This window comes from Mesobacillus sp. (genome assembly GCF_057785455.1).
Window position 1 is genome coordinate 203,697 of the sequence record NZ_JBYNSB010000023.1, and the last position, 17,258, is coordinate 220,954.

Sequence of the window (17,258 nt, forward strand, 5' to 3'; positions counted from 1 at the left end):
ATTTTCGAATGTAAAACGGATTTTATTGCAGACTTCATGTTAAAGGAGTTGTACACATGTCAGAAGAGAAAATTTATGATGTGATCATTATCGGTGCCGGCCCTGCGGGGATGACGGCGGCTGTTTATACATCACGTGCGAACTTGTCGACACTTATGCTTGAGCGAGGTGTTCCGGGCGGACAGATGGCTAACACTGAGGAAGTAGAAAACTACCCTGGTTTTGACCATATTCTTGGGCCTGAACTTTCAACAAAAATGTTCGACCACGCTAAGAAATTTGGTGCGGAATATGCCTATGGTGATGTAAAGGAAGTCATCGACGGCAAGGAATACAAAACGATCAAAGCTGGCAACAAGGAATACAAAGCCCGCGCGATCATCATTTCTGCCGGAGCAGAGTACAAAAAAATCGGCGTCCCTGGCGAGCAGGAATTGGGCGGCCGCGGTGTATCCTACTGTGCGGTTTGTGACGGCGCATTCTTTAAAAACAAGGAATTGGTCGTTGTCGGCGGCGGGGACTCCGCTGTTGAGGAAGGCGTATACCTGACTCGTTTCGCATCAAAGGTGACAATCGTTCACCGACGCGATGAACTGCGTGCCCAGAAAATCCTTCAGGACCGTGCATTCGCAAACGAAAAGATTGATTTCATCTGGAACCACACAGTAAAGCAAATCAACGAAAAAGAAGGCAAGGTTGGCAGCGTGACGCTTGTATCCACTCAGGACGGAGCAGAAATGGAATTCCCGGCGGATGGTGTATTCATTTACATCGGCATGGTTCCATTGACAAAACCATTCGAAAACCTTGGAATCACAAACAGCAACGGGTACATCGAAACGAATGAACTCATGGAAACAAAGGTTCCTGGAATCTTTGCGGCTGGCGATATCCGTGAAAAAACACTCCGCCAGATCGTTACAGCAACCGGCGACGGCAGTATCGCAGCCCAAAACGCCCAGCACTATGTTGAGGAATTAATCGAAGAGCTAAAAGCGAACGCTTAAACCAATCAATTGAAAAGCTCCACAGGAATTCAAGCCTGCGGAGCTTTTCAATGAAAAAGGAATAAAAATACATTTTCTTATATAAAAACTTCCTTTTGTTTGGTAAAAATAGTTCATCACGGCATAAATTAACAAAAAGTAATTATTTATTAATTCTACTGTAACAGTAGTGAAACAATCGTGGGGTATTATAGAAGTAGAAATTGACCCCCTTTTAAAAATATAATCCTTTGACGGCACAGGTTCTCCTGTGCTCCTTTTTTTTTACATAAGAGTGATACAGGCTCTTCCAAAGGGTTATAACACCTCAAACATCACAGCGTTTACTTTTCCATTGAAAAAAATTCCTTAACAAAAATATCATCTTTGTATTCATTGTGGCGAAAATCTAAAAATAGTATAATGGAAAGAATAAAAGTTCGGCCATTCAAGCTTGGGCGCTCATCCGGCTCCCTGGCTTCAACGCCTATCCAGCTGGCTGGAGCGGTTTCCTTGCAGGTTTCTGCGAAAGTCCTTATTGCAGGCGTTTTTTATGCAATTTAAAGAGGTGGAATAGATGCAGCGCGTAACAAATTGTGTTCTTGTAAAAGATAATAAAATTTTGCTTCTCCAAAAGCCGCGCCGCAATTGGTGGGTGGCGCCGGGCGGCAAAATGGAACCGGGTGAAACCGTCAAGGACTCCTGTATTCGTGAATTCAGGGAGGAGACGGGAATTTATCTGCGCAACCCGCAGATTAAAGGCATTTTTACCTTTGTTATAAAAGAAAATGACCAAGTCGTTTCTGAATGGATGATGTTTACCTTTTATGCAACGGAAGCAGATGGAATAAATCTTGATGAATCCGAAGAAGGTACCATTTCATGGCATGAACTCGATGACATCAAAGAGCTTCCGATGGCTGCCGGTGATTATCACATCCTGGATTATATGGTCCATGGACAAGGCATCATCTATGGAGCGTTTACGTATACACCGGATTTTGAGCTGATCAACTACAGGCTCGATCCAAATTAATGATAATTTCACTTTCAGGGGGAAAAGAGAAATGAGTACTGGAGCAACTACTGATACCCAGCTGGTGATCATTACGGGAATGTCTGGAGCGGGTAAGACCGTTGCGATCCAGAGTTTTGAGGATCTCGGATTTTTCTGTGTAGATAATCTGCCGCCGACATTGCTTCCGAAGTTTTTGGAATTAATGAAGGAATCCGGCACGAAGATGAATAAAGTGGCACTGGTCATGGACCTTCGCGGACGGGAGTTTTTTGATTCGCTGTTCAAAGCGCTGGATGACCTGGCAGAAACCTCATGGGTAGCACCACAGGTTTTGTTCCTGGATGCTGATGATTCAACCCTTGTGCGTCGATATAAAGAGACGAGACGTTCACATCCGCTTGCACCATCAGGTCTTCCGCTTGAAGGCATCCGCCTGGAACGCGAGCTGCTTGAGGAATTGAAGGGCAGAGCGCAGACCATTTATAAAACCACGGATATGAAGCCGAAGGAGCTCAGGGAAAAAATCCTTGAGGAGTTCTCCGAGAATAAGAAAACGATTTTCACGGTCAATGTCATGTCCTTCGGGTTCAAGCACGGCATCCCGATCGACGCCGACCTGGTATTCGACGTCCGCTTCCTGCCAAATCCGCATTATATCGAGCATATGCGTCCTAAGACGGGACTTGACGAGGATGTGTCAACATATGTCCTGAAGTGGAATGAAACAACCAAGTTCCTTGAAAAAGTGACGGACCTGCTAAGCTTCATGCTTCCGCATTATAAGCGGGAAGGCAAGGCCCAGCTGATCATCGCAATCGGCTGTACTGGCGGCCAGCATCGTTCCGTTGCGCTTGCCGAGCATATTGCGAAGTTTTTCGAAAAGGACTATCACACCAGGGTGACCCACAGGGATATTGAAAAAAGGAAGGGACAGACAACATGAACGGACAGCCAAGAATCGTCATCATCGGGGGTGGAACAGGCTTGCCAGTCCTCCTGCGAGGATTGAAAAAACACCCGGTTGATATCACGGCGATTGTCACGGTAGCCGACGATGGAGGCAGCTCCGGCCGGCTAAGGGAGGAAATGCAAATCCCGCCGCCAGGCGATATCCGGAATGTCCTTGCTGCCCTTTCAGACGTGGAGCCACTAATTGAAGAGATGTTCCAGCACCGCTTCAAGACATCCAATGAATTATCAGGGCATTCTCTCGGAAACCTGATCCTTGCAGCCATGACATCCATAACGGGCAACTTTGTCCATGCGATCCAGGAAATGAGCAAGGTCCTGAATGTCCGCGGAAAGGTCCTGCCAGCTGCCAGCCGGAGCGTCATGCTCAATGCCGTGATGGAGGACGACAGCATCGTAAGGGGAGAATCGAAAATCCCTTACTCAGGAAAAAGGATCAAGCGCGTCTTCCTCAATCCGGAAAACGTCAAGCCGCTTCCTGAAACGCTGCAGGCTATAAGGGAAGCAGACCTGATCGTGATTGGGCCGGGCAGCCTGTACACGAGCATTTTACCAAACCTGCTTGTAAAAAAACTGGGGCAGGAAGTATGCAAGGCGCAGGGCCGCAAAGTTTATATCTGCAACCTCATGACACAGGCCGGGGAAACGCACGACTTCACTGCGAGCGATCATGTAAGGGCCATCTATGACCATATGGATTGTGCCTTTATCGACACCATCCTTGTGAATAGTGAAACAATCCCGCCAGACGTCGAGCTCAGATATAAAGAGGAGCTGGCTAAGCCGGTCCATTTCGACCTAGACCGTTTGATTGCCCTTGGAATCGAAGTCGTTCAGGAGGAAATCGCCGAGCTTGAAGGAGACGTTATCCGCCACGATACAAAAAAAGTATCGGAAATTTTATATTCTATGATTTTAGATGAAACTAAAAAGAGATATAACGCGTAATATAGGATGCAAGCGTTTGTCTGGCATCAGTAAATGCGTATCTCCGTTTTTAAAAATACATTCAGCTCCAGCGTCAGGCCATTTTTAAAAAAGGCCTGCGCTCGGGCTTTTATAATTAGGGGGTGAGAAGGTGTCGTTCGCTTCGGAAACAAAAAAGGAACTCACGAACATTGAAGTGAAGGGCTGCTGCGCCAATGCCGAGCTGTCTGCCCTGATCAGGATGAACGGTTCTCTTTCCTTCTCAAATCGTACGCTCATCGTAGACATTCAGACTGAAAATGCTGCCATCGCCAGAAGAATCTATACCTTGATCAAGAAAAGCTATCAGGTACAGGTAGAGCTGCTGGTGCGAAAGAAGATGCGGCTGAAAAAGAACAATGTTTATATTGTCCGCTTGAAGGAAAAAGCAAAAGATATCCTTGAGGATTTAAAGATTTTAGGAGAAGGCTTTGAAATTTTGCATGAAATTTCTTCTGAACTTGTGAAAAAGAAATGTTGTAAGCGTTCTTATCTCAGAGGCGCCTTCCTGGCTGGAGGATCCGTCAACAATCCGGAAACCTCCTCATACCACCTTGAGATCGCTTCACTTTACCAGGAGCATAATGATTCCCTGTGTGAATTGATGAATACCTTCGGGCTGAACAGCAAGACGCTGGAACGGAAGAAAGGGTTTATCACCTATTTAAAAGAAGCGGAAAAAATTACAGAGTTTCTGAATATCGTTGGCGCCCATAACGCGCTGTTGAGGTTCGAGGATATCCGCATCGTCCGTGATATGAGGAACTCAGTCAACCGGCTTGTGAATTGTGAAACAGCAAACTTGAACAAGACCATAGGGGCTGCCCTTCGCCAGGTAGAAAATATCCGGTTTATCCGTGATACAGTCGGCCTTCATATTTTACCGGATAAGCTGAGGGAAATCGCCCAGCTACGGGTGGATTATCAGGATGTAACATTAAAAGAGTTAGGCGAGATGGTGACTGGCGGAACCATCAGTAAATCAGGAATCAATCACCGGCTGAGAAAGATTGACGAAATCGCAGAAAAATTACGGGCCGGACAGATTATAAATAAATAGAGGGATAGAGGAGGAAATTAAGAAAATGGTAGAAAAACAGGTGGAAGTGAAATTGAAAACTGGTTTACAGGCTCGCCCGGCAGCATTATTTGTCCAGGAAGCGAACCGCTTCTCGTCCGACATCTTCCTGGAAAAGGACGGCAAGAAGGTTAATGCGAAAAGCATCATGGGCTTGATGAGCCTTGCAGTCAGTGCAGGTGCATCCGTCAACCTGATCGCTGACGGCAACGATGAAGAGGAAGCACTCGAAAAGCTTGCTGAATACATCCAGCGCGAAAATTAAGCCAAATAAAAACTCGCTCCCAATTGGGAAGCGAGTTTTTTGATCTTATTTATCTTTCTTTTCTTCAAGTACGTTGCGAGTGATGATCTGGTCCACGAGACCATATTCCTTCGCGCGCTCAGCAGTCATGAAGTTATCGCGGTCAGTATCCTTCGCAATGACTTCAAGCGGCTGGCCAGTACGCTCAGCAAGAATCGTATTCAGCTTGTCACGAAGGAAAAGAATGCGCTTGGCAGCGATTTCGATTTCAGTCGCCTGTCCTTGAGCACCGCCTAGTGGCTGGTGGATCATGACTTCACTGTTAGGAAGCGCAAAACGCTTGCCCTTTGTACCTGCCGCAAGCAGGAACGCGCCCATGGATGCAGCCATACCGATACAGATTGTCTGTACATCTGGCTTGATGAACTGCATTGTATCATAAATTGCCATACCAGCAGTGATGCTGCCGCCAGGGCTATTGATGTAGATGGATATGTCTTTTTCCGGATTCTCAGCTTCCAGGAATAAAAGCTGCGCTACGATTGAATTGGACACATGGTCATCAATCCCGCTTCCCAGCATGATGATGCGGTCCTTCAAAAGGCGGGAATAAATGTCATACGCACGTTCGCCACGATTCGTCTGTTCAATAACTGTAGGAATCAAGTTCATGTTTGTTTTCCTCCTTTAGCATAAGGTCTTCAATGCCATGAAAAGGCAATTAAGCAATCTGGCAGCAAATGGTTCCTCAGCCAGTTTAGCTATGTATTTTAATGATACACGCATGGTCAATAAAGGTCAAACAAATCGCTTGCAACGCCCTCAATAAATGTTCGACAATAATCTCTTCACGACCAAACTACTGTACCGTATCCATCTTACCCATAGTTGGGTTTTTTAAACAATTGGAGTGAATGTTGATGGCTTAATTTAGAGGGGTTTTATTTCGTGTAGAGTCTGTGTAAAGGACATTCGCTTGAGGATTTCCTTGATGGATGTCTCATAAAGTTCTTGTAAGGGACATTGCGGAGTGGATTGCCGTGTTGAATGTCTTATAGGAGCCGCCTAAAGGACATAGTGGAGTGGATTTCTGTGTTGAATGTCTTATAGGAGCCTGCTAAAGGACATAGCGGAGTGGATTTCTGTGTTGAATGTCTTATAGAGGCCGTGTAAAGGACATTCCTAAGAGGGTCTTCGTGTTGAATGTCTTATAGAAGCCACTTAAAGAACATTCCCGAGGGAAATTTCCTCTTGAATGTCTTATAGGCCCCCCCTAAAGGACACCCATGAGTGGATCTGACTGTTGAATGTCTTATAGAAATCTCGCAAAGGACATTTAACTGAGGATTTCCATATCGAATGTCTTATAGAAGTCGGATAGGAAATCGCCAAGAGATTTTGCGTGTTGAATGCCCTATAGAATCCCCATAGCACATACCATAGCTTTTTAAAAAAAAGTCATAAATGAATCCGCCGATTCATCCTTACTCCGACATGAACTCACCACCTTCCATAAAATCTTCCTTGCAAAGAAGCAGAACTTCCCCTATAATAGGTAAGCGTAACGCTAACTTGCTCAGCGTTTAAGCCACACTATATTTGCCCTCGTGGTGCAACGGATAGCACGTAAGATTCCGGTTCTTGAGATGTGGGTTCGATTCCTGCCGAGGGCGCTGCCAAAACCTCTTGTCTGTTCCAACAGGCAAGGGGTTTTTCTCTTTTTATGGCATCCGCATTTTGACCTCGCCGAATCACCACCTCACCAACTTTGTAACCGATACCAAATTCTTTCCATACACCAATGCCTGTTTATCATGTAAAATAAATGGCGGGGGTGATTTGGATGGATCTTAAAGCTGGATTGTGGCAGAAGCAGACTTTAAAATTGGCAATGACGCAAGAGCTTACCCAGGCGATTGCGCTTTTGCAGTACTCTGCGCAGGAGCTTGCGGCTTTCCTTGAAACTAAATCGATGGAAAATCCCCTGATTCAAGTGGACTTCAAAAATATAAAAAACTTTGATACCAATATGGACCGCACAAGAAAGACGCAAAAGCGGACGTTTGAGCGTGACCAGAAAAACCTGATTGATCAAATTGGGTCTCACGAGACTGAAACTCTTGAAGACTATCTGATGTCTCAATTAAATCTGCTTGACGCGACACCAGAGGAAAAACAAATTTTACACGCATTAGCTGCCAGTATAGATGAAAACGGTTACCTTAAAATAGAAAGAATAGCGATAGCAAAACGATTCGGCGTGTCCGAGGATTTAATTGATGAAGCAATTGAAAAACTGCAGGCTTTGGATCCTGCGGGAATCGCGGCGAAGGATTTACAGGAGTGCTTATACCTGCAGCTCGAGCGCAAACCTTTTTCACCTGGAAATGAACTGGCGATCAAGGTTATAACTGAGCACTTTTTGCTTTTTGCCGAAAAAAAGTGGAAGGCGATCGCAAAGATGCTGGAGGTTGATATTACGGAAATCCAAAAGGTCCATGACTGTATCCAGCAGCTTAACCCGAAGCCGGGCGCGATTTTTCAAAGAGAGAAATCCGCATATATTGTTCCCGATGTTGTCGTGAAGCGGGATGGAGACGAGCTGAGTGTCAGCGTGTTTGATGCCTTGATTCCGAAGATCTCATTCAACGAAGGGTATTACCGGCAGCTCTCGAGCCACCAGGACAAGGAAGTGAATAAATTCCTCCAGGAAAAGCAGGGAGACTTCCAATGGATCCAGCGGAGCCTTGAGCAGCGAAAGGAAACGCTCCTTAAAGTTTCAATGAAAATCATTGAAAAACAGCGGGAATTCTTTCTGGTTGGGCCAGCCCACTTAAACCCGATGACAATGAGGGAAGTCGCTGAAGAACTTGATATTCATGAATCAACGGTGAGCCGTACAGTCCGGGAAAAATATATCCAGACCCCCTCCGGAACCTATGAACTGAAATCATTCTTTACAAGCGCCCTGCAAACGACGGAAAATGAACAGGCTTCATCGCAAAAAGTAAAAGCGGCGATTGAGCTTTTAATAAAAGAAGAAAATAAACAAAAGCCGATTTCGGATCAGGATATCGCTGGCATCCTGAAAGAAAGGGAAGGCATGGTTGTGTCCCGGAGAACGGTTGCCAAATACCGCGACCAGCTGGGCATTCCTTCTTCTTCTAAAAGAAAACGGTTTGATTAATAACAGCGAGGAGCCACAAAAAATGCAAAAAAACGTAAAACTTTACTCCCGCCCGCGCTGCCACCTATGCGAAACAGCCAGGGAGATTCTCGAAGACCTCCAGACGAACTTTAATTTTACAATAGAAGAAATCAATATCGACCTCGATGATGACCTGGTTGAAAAATACGGAATCATGATTCCAGTCGTGGAACTGGACGGGGAAGAGATCCAATATGGCATTGTGAACAAAAAGTTCATAAGTGAAGCGTTTACAAGAAAAAACCTTGAGTTTATTAGTTGAATTGAGTTTTCACTCCTGTTAGAATGAAATCTGTAGCAGGGGTGATTTTTTTTACCGCAGGTGGGACATAATATGTCTTGGCGGGACATTTTATGACCAACACTGAAGAAGGAGAATATCATTATGGACGAATCGCTCATTGATATTCAAAAAAGAATATTGCCCGATCTAATGCAAGTTATGCAAAAACGATACCTCATCCTGCAATACATAAACGTGATGCAGCCAGTAGGCAGGAGGAACCTTTCAGTCAGCCTGAATTTGACGGAACGGGTTTTGCGTTCAGAGGTGGAATTTTTGAAGGACCAGAATCTGATCTCGATGTCGGTTCAGGGAATGACACTGACAAATGAGGGAAAAGATATACTGGAAAGTCTTGATAGTGTAATGCGCGACATAATGGGTATTAACTCATTAGAGCGGCAGCTGAAGGAGCGCATGAACATCAGGCAGGTAATTGTTGTCCCTGGGGACAGCGACCGCTCTCCATGGGTGAAAAGTGAGCTTGGCCGCGCTACAGCGGACTGCATGAAGACTCTCCTCCACAGCAAGAATATCATTGCTGTCACAGGCGGATCGACCATGGCAGCGGTAGCGGGAATGCTGACGCCCGATTTTGGGGAGAAGGATTTGCTGTTTGTGCCTGCAAGGGGCGGAATTGGTGAGGACGTCAAGAATCAGGCGAACACGATTTGCGCAAACATGGCGGACCATACGAATTCACGCCACCGGGTCTTTTACGTGCCCGACCAGGTCAGCAGCGAAATTTACGATTCCTTCATCAAGGAGCCGCTGATTTACGAGGTATGGAATTTAGTAAAATCAGCTAGCATGGTTTTGCACGGTATTGGAGACGCTATAACAATGGCGGAACGTCGCAATACCAGCCCTGAGGATTTGCAAAAAATCCTCGATGGAAATGCAGTCGGCGAGGCTTTCGGCTATTACTTCAACGAAGCAGGGGAAATCGTCCACAAAGTGCTGACGATCGGTCTTCAGCTTGATGACCTCGCGAATATAGGAGATGTCATCGCAGTTGCCGGCGGCGAATCAAAGGCAAAAGCGATCAGAGCCTATATGAAACAGGCCCCTTCCTCAACGATTTTAATAACAGATGAGGGAGCCGCCAAAACATTGTTACAAGGGTAACACCTTAATATAAACAACACCTTTTAAGGACTCGAAGGAGGAAATAAACATGGCAGTAAAGATTGGTATTAACGGATTTGGACGTATTGGACGCGTAGTTTTCCGCGCAGCATTGAAAAACCCTAACGTGGAAGTAGTAGCAGTTAACGACTTAACTGATGCAAACATGCTTGCACACCTTTTAAAATATGACACAGTTCACGGAACTTTGAGCGAAGAAATTTCAGTTGACGGTGACTACCTAGTAGTTGCAGGACAGCGTGTAAAAGTTTTAGCTGAAAGAGATCCTGCACAACTTGGCTGGGGCGACCTTGGCGTAGAAGTAGTTGTAGAATCAACAGGCCGTTTCACAAAGCGTGCTGACGCTGCGAAACACCTTGAAGCAGGCGCTAAGAAGGTTATCATCTCTGCTCCGGCAACTGACGAAGATATCACAATCGTTATGGGTGTTAACGATGACAAGTACGATGCAGCTAACCACCACGTAATCTCTAATGCATCTTGTACTACAAACTGCCTGGCTCCATTTGCAAAAGTATTGAATGACAACTTCGGCATCAAGCGCGGTATGATGACAACTGTTCACTCTTACACAAATGACCAGCAAATCCTTGACCTTCCGCACAAAGACTACCGTCGTGCGCGTGCAGCTGCGGAAAACATCATTCCTACAACAACTGGTGCTGCAAAAGCAGTTTCTCTAGTATTGCCTGAGCTAAAAGGCAAATTGAACGGTGGAGCTATGCGTGTTCCAACTCCAAACGTTTCATTAGTTGACCTTGTTGCTGAGCTTGAAAAAGACGTAACAGTTGAAGAAATCAACGCAGCATTCAAGAAAGCTTCTGAAAACGAACTTAAAGGTATCCTTGGATACAGCGAAGAGCCACTTGTATCAAGCGACTACAATGGCTGCGCAAACTCTTCTACAATCGATGCACTTTCAACAATGGTAATGGAAGGCAGCATGGTTAAAGTTATTTCTTGGTACGACAACGAGTCAGGTTACTCTAACCGTGTAGTTGACCTTGTTGATTTCATCGCTAAAAAAGGTCTGTAAGCTATTATTGGATAAACCATCCATTAACGACTATAATGTAGTGGTGTGAAAAGGGGAGCGGGGAAAAGTCCCTCTCCTCTTTTTCTGCTTAATCGCGCTCTTGCGCTATTTTAAAGGAGGTCTCTAGCCTTGAACAAAAAGACAGTAAAAGATGTGGATGTAAAAGGAAAACGAGTTTTTTGCCGCGTTGATTTCAACGTGCCAATGAAGGATGGACAAGTAACGGATGATACAAGGATCCGTGCTGCGCTTCCAACAATCCAGTACCTGGTCGAGCAGGGAGCTAAAGTCCTTCTTGCAAGCCACCTTGGCCGTCCAAAAGGGCAGGCTGTTGAAGAATTGCGTTTGACTCCAGTAGCGAAGCGTCTGTCTGAGCTGCTTGGAAAGGATGTAAAGAAAACAGATGAAGCATATGGCGAATCTGTAAAATCTGAAATCGACAGCATGAACGAAGGCGATGTCCTGCTTCTTGAGAATGTCCGTTTCTACCCAGGCGAAGAGAAAAACGATCCTGAACTGGCAAAATCATTTGCTGAGCTTGCAGATGTGTATGTGAACGATGCATTCGGAGCTGCACACCGTGCGCATGCGTCAACTGAAGGTATCGCCAAGCATCTTCCTGCAGTATCAGGCTTCCTGATGCAAAAAGAACTTGATGTGCTTGGAAAAGCATTATCAAATCCAGAGCGTCCGTTCACAGCAATCATTGGCGGAGCGAAGGTTAAAGATAAGATCGGTGTCATTGACAATCTATTAGAAAAAGTAGATAACCTGATCATCGGCGGCGGACTTGCTTATACATTCGTAAAAGCACAGGGCCACGAAATCGGCAAATCTCTTTTAGAAGAAGATAAAATTGAATTGGCTAAGAGCTTCATGGAAAAAGCAAAGGCGAAGGGCGTTAACTTCTATATGCCTGTCGACGCTATCGTTGCCGATGATTTTTCTGCGGATGCGAATACAAAGGTGGTAGCGATTGAAGAGATTCCTTCAGACTGGGAAGCTCTTGATATCGGACCTAAAACAGCTGAAACCTACCGCGATGTGATTCAGAAATCCAAATTGGTCATCTGGAATGGACCGATGGGCGTATTCGAAATCGACAAATTCGCTGAAGGAACAAAAGCTGTAGCACAAGCATTAGCCGATGCGAGCGGTACATATTCGGTCATCGGCGGAGGAGACTCTGCAGCAGCAGTTGAAAAGTTCAATCTTGCAGATAAAATGAGCCACATCTCAACTGGCGGCGGTGCTTCCCTTGAATTCATGGAAGGCAAACAGCTTCCAGGCGTTGTTGCTTTGAACGATAAGTAAGTTTTTAATATAGATTTTTTTTAAAAGCAGCAGTCCGAGGGTGCGGATCCTGTGGGCTGCCGCTAAAAACCTTAATAAGCCCAACATCCAGTGGCAATTTTTTAAACAAGCTATGCACAGCTGTGCAAAAAAGCTTAAAAGTAAGCATACTGCTAACATACAGCAGGAAACATGAAAGGAAGTGTCAGCATGCGAACACCTATTATCGCAGGTAACTGGAAAATGCATAAAACGCTGCCTGAAGCTAAGGATTTTATCGAAAAAGTAAGCGGTCTTGTTCCTTCAAAGGACAAGGTTGAATCTGTTGTTTGTGCTCCGGCATTGTTCCTTGGACAGCTGGTCGAGCTAACAAACAGTTCAGATCTTGAAATCGGCGCGCAAAATATGCACTTTGAAGAAAGCGGTGCTTTTACAGGCGAAGTAAGCCCGAAAGCATTGCAGGATATCGGTGCAAAATACGTCATCATCGGCCACTCTGAACGCCGTGAAATGTTCAATGAGACGGACGATTCAGTGAACAAAAAGACGTTAACTGCATTCAAATACAGCCTGACTCCAATCGTTTGCTGCGGCGAAACGCTTGAACAGCGTGAGAATGGCGAAACAAACGAATTCGTTGGCGGCCAGATCAAGGCTGCTCTTAACGGATTGACTGATGAGCAGGTAAAACAGACTGTCATCGCTTACGAGCCAATCTGGGCAATCGGAACAGGCAAATCTTCCACTGCTGAAGATGCGAACGAAACTTGCGCACACATCCGCAAGGTGATTGCTGAGCAATTCTCACCAGAAGTTGCAGAAGCAGTGCGCATCCAGTACGGCGGCAGCGTAAAGCCAGGAAACATCCAGGAATACATGTCACAGCCTGATATCGACGGCGCATTAGTCGGCGGAGCAAGCTTAGAGACAGATTCCTTCTTGCAGCTATTGGAGGCAGGTTCCAATGAGTAAACAGTCACCAACAGCTTTAATCATTCTGGATGGCTTCGCGTTGCGCGGTGAACGGATGGGAAATGCCGTTGCCCAGGCAAACAAGCCAAACTTTGACCGCTATTGGAACAACTTTCCGCATGCGCAATTAATTGCGAGCGGAGAAGCGGTTGGCCTTCCAGAGGGCCAAATGGGAAACTCTGAGGTTGGACACCTGAACATCGGTGCCGGCCGAATCGTTTACCAGAGCCTGACACGTGTGAACATTTCAATCCGTGAAGGCGAATTTGAAAAAAATGAAACCTTCCTTGCTGCGATCAAGCATGCGAAGGAAAAAGGCACTGCGCTGCATTTGATGGGCTTGCTGTCTGACGGCGGCGTGCACAGCCATATTGAGCATATGTTTGCTTTATTGAAGCTTGCTGCTAAAGAAGGCCTGACAAAGGTTTATGTACATGGCTTCCTTGACGGCCGTGATGTTGGCCCGCAAACTGCGCCAGGATACATTAAACAAACTCTTGAAAAAATGAGTGAAATCGGAGTCGGTGAATTTGCGACGATTTCTGGGCGATACTATTCTATGGACCGTGACAAGCGCTGGGAGCGTGTGGAGAAATCCTACCGCTCAATGGTGTACGGCGACGGACCTACGTATTCGAACCCAATGGAGCTCATCGAAGATAACTACAACAATGGAATCTTTGATGAATTCGTTGTTCCTTCTGTTCTTGTTAAGCCAGATGGATCACCTGTTGCGACGGTTAAGAATGACGATGCTGTGATTTTCTACAACTTCCGTCCTGACCGCGCAATCCAGATTTCAAATACTTTTACAAATAAAGACTTCCGTTCCTTCGACCGTGGCGAGGGCCACCCTGAAAACCTTCACTTTGTCTGCCTGACTCACTTCAGTGAGACGGTTGACGGTTTTGTAGCTTTCAAGCCAACAAATCTTGATAACACAATCGGCGAAGTGATTTCCCAGGCCGGCATGACTCAGCTGCGCATCGCAGAAACGGAAAAATATCCGCACGTAACGTTCTTCATGAGCGGCGGACGTGAAAAGGAATTCCCTGGTGAAAAGCGAATCCTGATCAGCTCGCCAAAGGTTGCCACTTACGACCTTAAGCCAGAGATGAGCGCGTACGAAGTTACGGACGCACTGATCAAGGAAATCGAAGCAGATAACTTTGACGCGATTCTCTTGAACTTCGCCAACCCTGATATGGTTGGGCACTCAGGAATGCTTGAGCCGACAATCAAAGCGGTTGAAACAGTCGACGAATGCCTTGGCCGAATCGTTGATCTGATCGTTTCCAAAGGCGGTACAGTGATCATCACGGCTGACCACGGAAACGCAGATGAAGTTGTGACGCTCGAAGGTTCTCCAATGACGGCACATACGACTAACCCGGTGCCTGTCATTGTTACAAAGCAGGGCGTGGAGCTTCGTGAAGACGGAATTCTCGGTGACCTTGCACCAACAATGCTGGAATTACTAGGACTAGATCAGCCAGCTGAAATGACTGGAACATCTATTATTAAAAAATAAGGAGAGATTACTATGCCATTTATTACAGACGTATACGCACGTGAAGTATTGGATTCCCGCGGTAACCCAACAGTTGAGGTAGAAGTTTTTACAGAATCAGGCGCTTTCGGACGCGCACTAGTTCCAAGCGGTGCTTCAACTGGTGAATATGAAGCAGTTGAGCTTCGTGATGGCGACAAGAGCCGCTACCTTGGAAAAGGTGTTTTAAAAGCAGTTGAAAATGTGAACGAAATCATTGCTCCATTCTTGATCGGTGAAGAGTTCAACGTTCTTGACCAGGTTGGCATCGACCACGCGCTAATCGAATTAGACGGAACTGAAAACAAAGGTAAATTAGGCGCTAACGCAATCCTTGGTGTTTCCATGGCTGTTGCGCACGCTGCTGCAGACTACCTTGACATTCCTCTATATCAATACCTTGGCGGTTTCAACGCGAAGCAGCTTCCAGTTCCAATGATGAACATCGTTAACGGCGGCGAGCACGCTGACAACAACGTTGACATCCAGGAATTCATGGTTATGCCTGTTGGCGCTGAAAACTTCCGTGAAGCACTTCGCATGGGTGCAGAAATTTTCCACAGCCTGAAGTCTGTTCTTAAGGAAAAAGGCTTGAACACAGCTGTAGGTGACGAAGGTGGATTCGCTCCAAACCTTGGATCTAACGAAGAAGCTCTTCAAACAATCGTAACTGCAATCGAAAAAGCAGGCTACAAGCCAGGCGAGCAAGTAATGCTGGCTATGGATGCTGCTTCTTCTGAGTTCTACAACAAAGAAGACGGTAAATACCACCTTTCTGGAGAAGGCGTTGTGAAGACTTCTGCTGAAATGGTTGACTGGTACGAAGAAATGGCTTCTAAATACCCAATCATCTCAATCGAAGACGGTTTGGATGAAAACGACTGGGAAGGCCACAAGCTATTGACTGAGCGCCTGGGCGGAAAAGTTCAGCTTGTTGGTGACGACCTGTTCGTTACAAACACGAAGAAGCTTTCTCAAGGGATCGAGCAAGGCGTTGGCAACTCAATCCTGATCAAAGTTAACCAAATCGGTACGCTGACTGAAACATTCGACGCAATCGAAATGGCTAAGCGCGCAGGCTACACTGCTGTAATCTCTCACCGTTCTGGTGAAACAGAAGATGCAACAATTGCTGACATCGCTGTAGCGACAAACGCTGGCCAAATCAAGACAGGTGCTCCATCACGTACAGACCGCGTAGCGAAGTACAACCAGCTTCTTCGCATTGAAGATCAGCTTGGCGAAACAGCTCGCTTCAACGGCATCAAATCTTTCTACAACCTTAAGAAGTAATTCTCTTTAGGTAAAAATAAGGACACCGGCAGCATGACGATGCTGCCGGTGTTTTTTTGTTTGTTGGGAACAGGCTTGTCTTGGGTTGGGGGCGTGTTGGTGACCATCTTTCTGATCGAGGGGGATTTTTTGTCACCAATAGGCAGTCAATTTGCTTCATTAGCATTTCAGTTTTCCAGGAAAAAGGAGTCTATATTACCAAAGAGTGGTTTTCCAATTACCTCTTTTGCCACACTAATACAATTTCCATTAAATAAATGCTTCAAAGAAAATGCAAGTGTGCAAAATATGTTGTACCAACGTTAGATAGGAGCCAGTTGATATGAAAAAGAAATTACTTATAGCTGGTATGATTACATTGTGCATGTTAACCGCTGGAATCCCCCGGACAGGGGCAGCTGCCGACACACCTTCCTCGGTCAAACGAGCCCGGTTTGAAAAGACTGGGCATGTCTTTTGGGATATACCCGTGGATGAAAAGCTGGTCGCGCTGACGTTTGATGATGGACCTGATCCGAACTACACTGCCCAGATCCTCGATATCCTGGCAAAGTATAATGCGAAGGCCACCTTTTTTGTTATTGGCGAAGAGGCGGCAAGGTATCCGGAGCTTGTTAAACGCCAGGCTAGGGAAGGTCATGAAATTGCCAATCACACCTATCGTCATCATTTTCGTGACGGCCATTCACCTGCTGTTTTGAAAAGGGAACTGGAGAAAAGTGAGAAGATCATCAAAGAGTTAACTGGTTACAGCCCATCTCTTTTCCGCCCGATTGCCGGATATTATGACGAGGAAATCGTCGATACGGCAGTTTCAAGCGGCTATAATGTCATCCTCTGGTCATGGCATCAGGAGACACGTGACTGGAGCAGGCCTGGAGCCAATAAAATCGTCCAAAATGTTGTATCAGATGCAAGGCCGGGAGATGTGATCATTTTTCATGATGCCGGCGGTGACCGCTCGCAGACAGTTAAGGCACTGGATAGTATACTCAAGATTCTATCCGAAAATGGCTATAAATTTGTGACCGTATCTGAATTGCTGTACCAGGCAAATTCATTTCTCCCTGCATCCCTGAGATAAACGCAAGCTGTTGATCTGCATTTCGAAAGGAGCACAAGATTGTGCTCCTTTTTTTATTGGTGTTAAAATAATTAAATTGTAATATGAATACTCAGTTGTCCTAATCCAGCTCCAGCGCCTAGCCCCTCGA

The 17,258-nt window shown here is 45.9% G+C and carries 16 protein-coding genes and 1 tRNA gene; 16 read left to right on the forward strand and 1 reads right to left on the reverse strand.

The window, feature by feature from the left end:
• The first annotated feature begins 56 nt into the window (after positions 1 to 56).
• From trxB to AC3EBE_RS09105, 6 genes are all read left to right on the forward strand, one after another.
• A complete protein-coding gene (gene trxB, locus AC3EBE_RS09080) occupies positions 57 to 1,007 on the forward strand; it encodes a thioredoxin-disulfide reductase (protein ID WP_488594698.1) in 951 nt (316 codons plus the stop codon).
• Between the two features lie 556 nt (positions 1,008 to 1,563).
• Entirely contained in the window at positions 1,564 to 2,022 is a 459-nt protein-coding gene (locus AC3EBE_RS09085; protein ID WP_488594699.1) for an NUDIX hydrolase, read from the forward strand.
• A 31-nt stretch (positions 2,023 to 2,053) separates the two neighbouring features.
• Complete coding sequence (gene rapZ, locus AC3EBE_RS09090; RefSeq protein ID WP_488594700.1) at positions 2,054 to 2,947, forward strand: RNase adapter RapZ; 894 nt, start codon at positions 2,054 to 2,056, stop codon at positions 2,945 to 2,947.
• Positions 2,944 to 3,921, forward strand: a complete 978-nt coding sequence (locus AC3EBE_RS09095; RefSeq protein ID WP_488594701.1) for a gluconeogenesis factor YvcK family protein — start codon at positions 2,944 to 2,946, stop codon at positions 3,919 to 3,921. Before rapZ ends, AC3EBE_RS09095 begins: the two co-directional genes overlap by 4 nt.
• A 130-nt stretch (positions 3,922 to 4,051) precedes the next feature.
• Positions 4,052 to 4,999, forward strand: a complete 948-nt coding sequence (gene whiA / locus AC3EBE_RS09100; protein WP_488594702.1) for a DNA-binding protein WhiA — start codon at positions 4,052 to 4,054, stop codon at positions 4,997 to 4,999.
• A gap of 25 nt (positions 5,000 to 5,024) precedes the next feature.
• A complete protein-coding gene (locus tag AC3EBE_RS09105) occupies positions 5,025 to 5,282 on the forward strand; it encodes an HPr family phosphocarrier protein (protein WP_488594703.1) in 258 nt (85 codons plus the stop codon).
• A gap of 45 nt (positions 5,283 to 5,327) precedes the next feature.
• On the opposite strand, the gene clpP is transcribed toward AC3EBE_RS09105, so the two are convergent.
• A complete protein-coding gene (clpP, locus tag AC3EBE_RS09110; protein WP_488594704.1) occupies positions 5,328 to 5,933 on the reverse strand; it encodes an ATP-dependent Clp endopeptidase proteolytic subunit ClpP in 606 nt (201 codons plus the stop codon).
• A 929-nt stretch (positions 5,934 to 6,862) separates the two neighbouring features.
• On the opposite strand from clpP, the gene AC3EBE_RS09115 reads away from it, so the two are divergent.
• The 10 genes from AC3EBE_RS09115 to AC3EBE_RS09160 all read left to right on the forward strand — a co-directional run bounded on the left by AC3EBE_RS09115 (position 6,863) and on the right by AC3EBE_RS09160 (position 17,128).
• Positions 6,863 to 6,934 (forward strand) — tRNA-Arg (locus AC3EBE_RS09115).
• 170 nt (positions 6,935 to 7,104) lie between these two features.
• Positions 7,105 to 8,448: an RNA polymerase factor sigma-54 gene (gene rpoN / locus AC3EBE_RS09120; RefSeq protein ID WP_488594705.1), complete on the forward strand. Its 1,344-nt coding sequence runs from the start codon at positions 7,105 to 7,107 to the stop codon at positions 8,446 to 8,448.
• 22 nt (positions 8,449 to 8,470) lie between these two features.
• Complete coding sequence (locus AC3EBE_RS09125) at positions 8,471 to 8,731, forward strand: glutaredoxin family protein (protein ID WP_488594706.1); 261 nt, start codon at positions 8,471 to 8,473, stop codon at positions 8,729 to 8,731.
• Between the two features lie 123 nt (positions 8,732 to 8,854).
• Complete coding sequence (locus AC3EBE_RS09130) at positions 8,855 to 9,880, forward strand: sugar-binding transcriptional regulator (RefSeq protein ID WP_488594707.1); 1,026 nt, start codon at positions 8,855 to 8,857, stop codon at positions 9,878 to 9,880.
• Between the two features lie 49 nt (positions 9,881 to 9,929).
• On the forward strand, positions 9,930 to 10,937 hold the full coding sequence (gene gap, locus AC3EBE_RS09135; protein WP_488594708.1) for a type I glyceraldehyde-3-phosphate dehydrogenase: 1,008 nt from the start codon (positions 9,930 to 9,932) through the stop codon (positions 10,935 to 10,937).
• A gap of 129 nt (positions 10,938 to 11,066) precedes the next feature.
• Positions 11,067 to 12,251 (forward strand): phosphoglycerate kinase, encoded by a 1,185-nt coding sequence (locus AC3EBE_RS09140; RefSeq protein ID WP_488594709.1) that lies wholly within the window; start codon positions 11,067 to 11,069, stop codon positions 12,249 to 12,251.
• A 189-nt stretch (positions 12,252 to 12,440) separates the two neighbouring features.
• Positions 12,441 to 13,202, forward strand: coding sequence for a triose-phosphate isomerase (gene tpiA, locus AC3EBE_RS09145; RefSeq protein ID WP_488594710.1), 762 nt, complete (start codon positions 12,441 to 12,443; stop codon positions 13,200 to 13,202).
• The gene (gene gpmI / locus AC3EBE_RS09150; protein ID WP_488594711.1) at positions 13,195 to 14,733 is read left to right on the forward strand and encodes a 2,3-bisphosphoglycerate-independent phosphoglycerate mutase; all 1,539 of its coding nucleotides are present in this window, start codon (positions 13,195 to 13,197) and stop codon (positions 14,731 to 14,733) included. The genes tpiA and gpmI overlap by 8 nt, the downstream gene beginning before the upstream one ends.
• Before the next feature lie 12 nt (positions 14,734 to 14,745).
• Positions 14,746 to 16,044, forward strand: coding sequence for a phosphopyruvate hydratase (eno, locus tag AC3EBE_RS09155; RefSeq protein WP_488594712.1), 1,299 nt, complete (start codon positions 14,746 to 14,748; stop codon positions 16,042 to 16,044).
• 322 nt (positions 16,045 to 16,366) lie between these two features.
• On the forward strand, positions 16,367 to 17,128 hold the full coding sequence (locus tag AC3EBE_RS09160) for a polysaccharide deacetylase family protein (RefSeq protein ID WP_488594713.1): 762 nt from the start codon (positions 16,367 to 16,369) through the stop codon (positions 17,126 to 17,128).
• Positions 17,129 to 17,258: the final 130 nt, after the last annotated feature.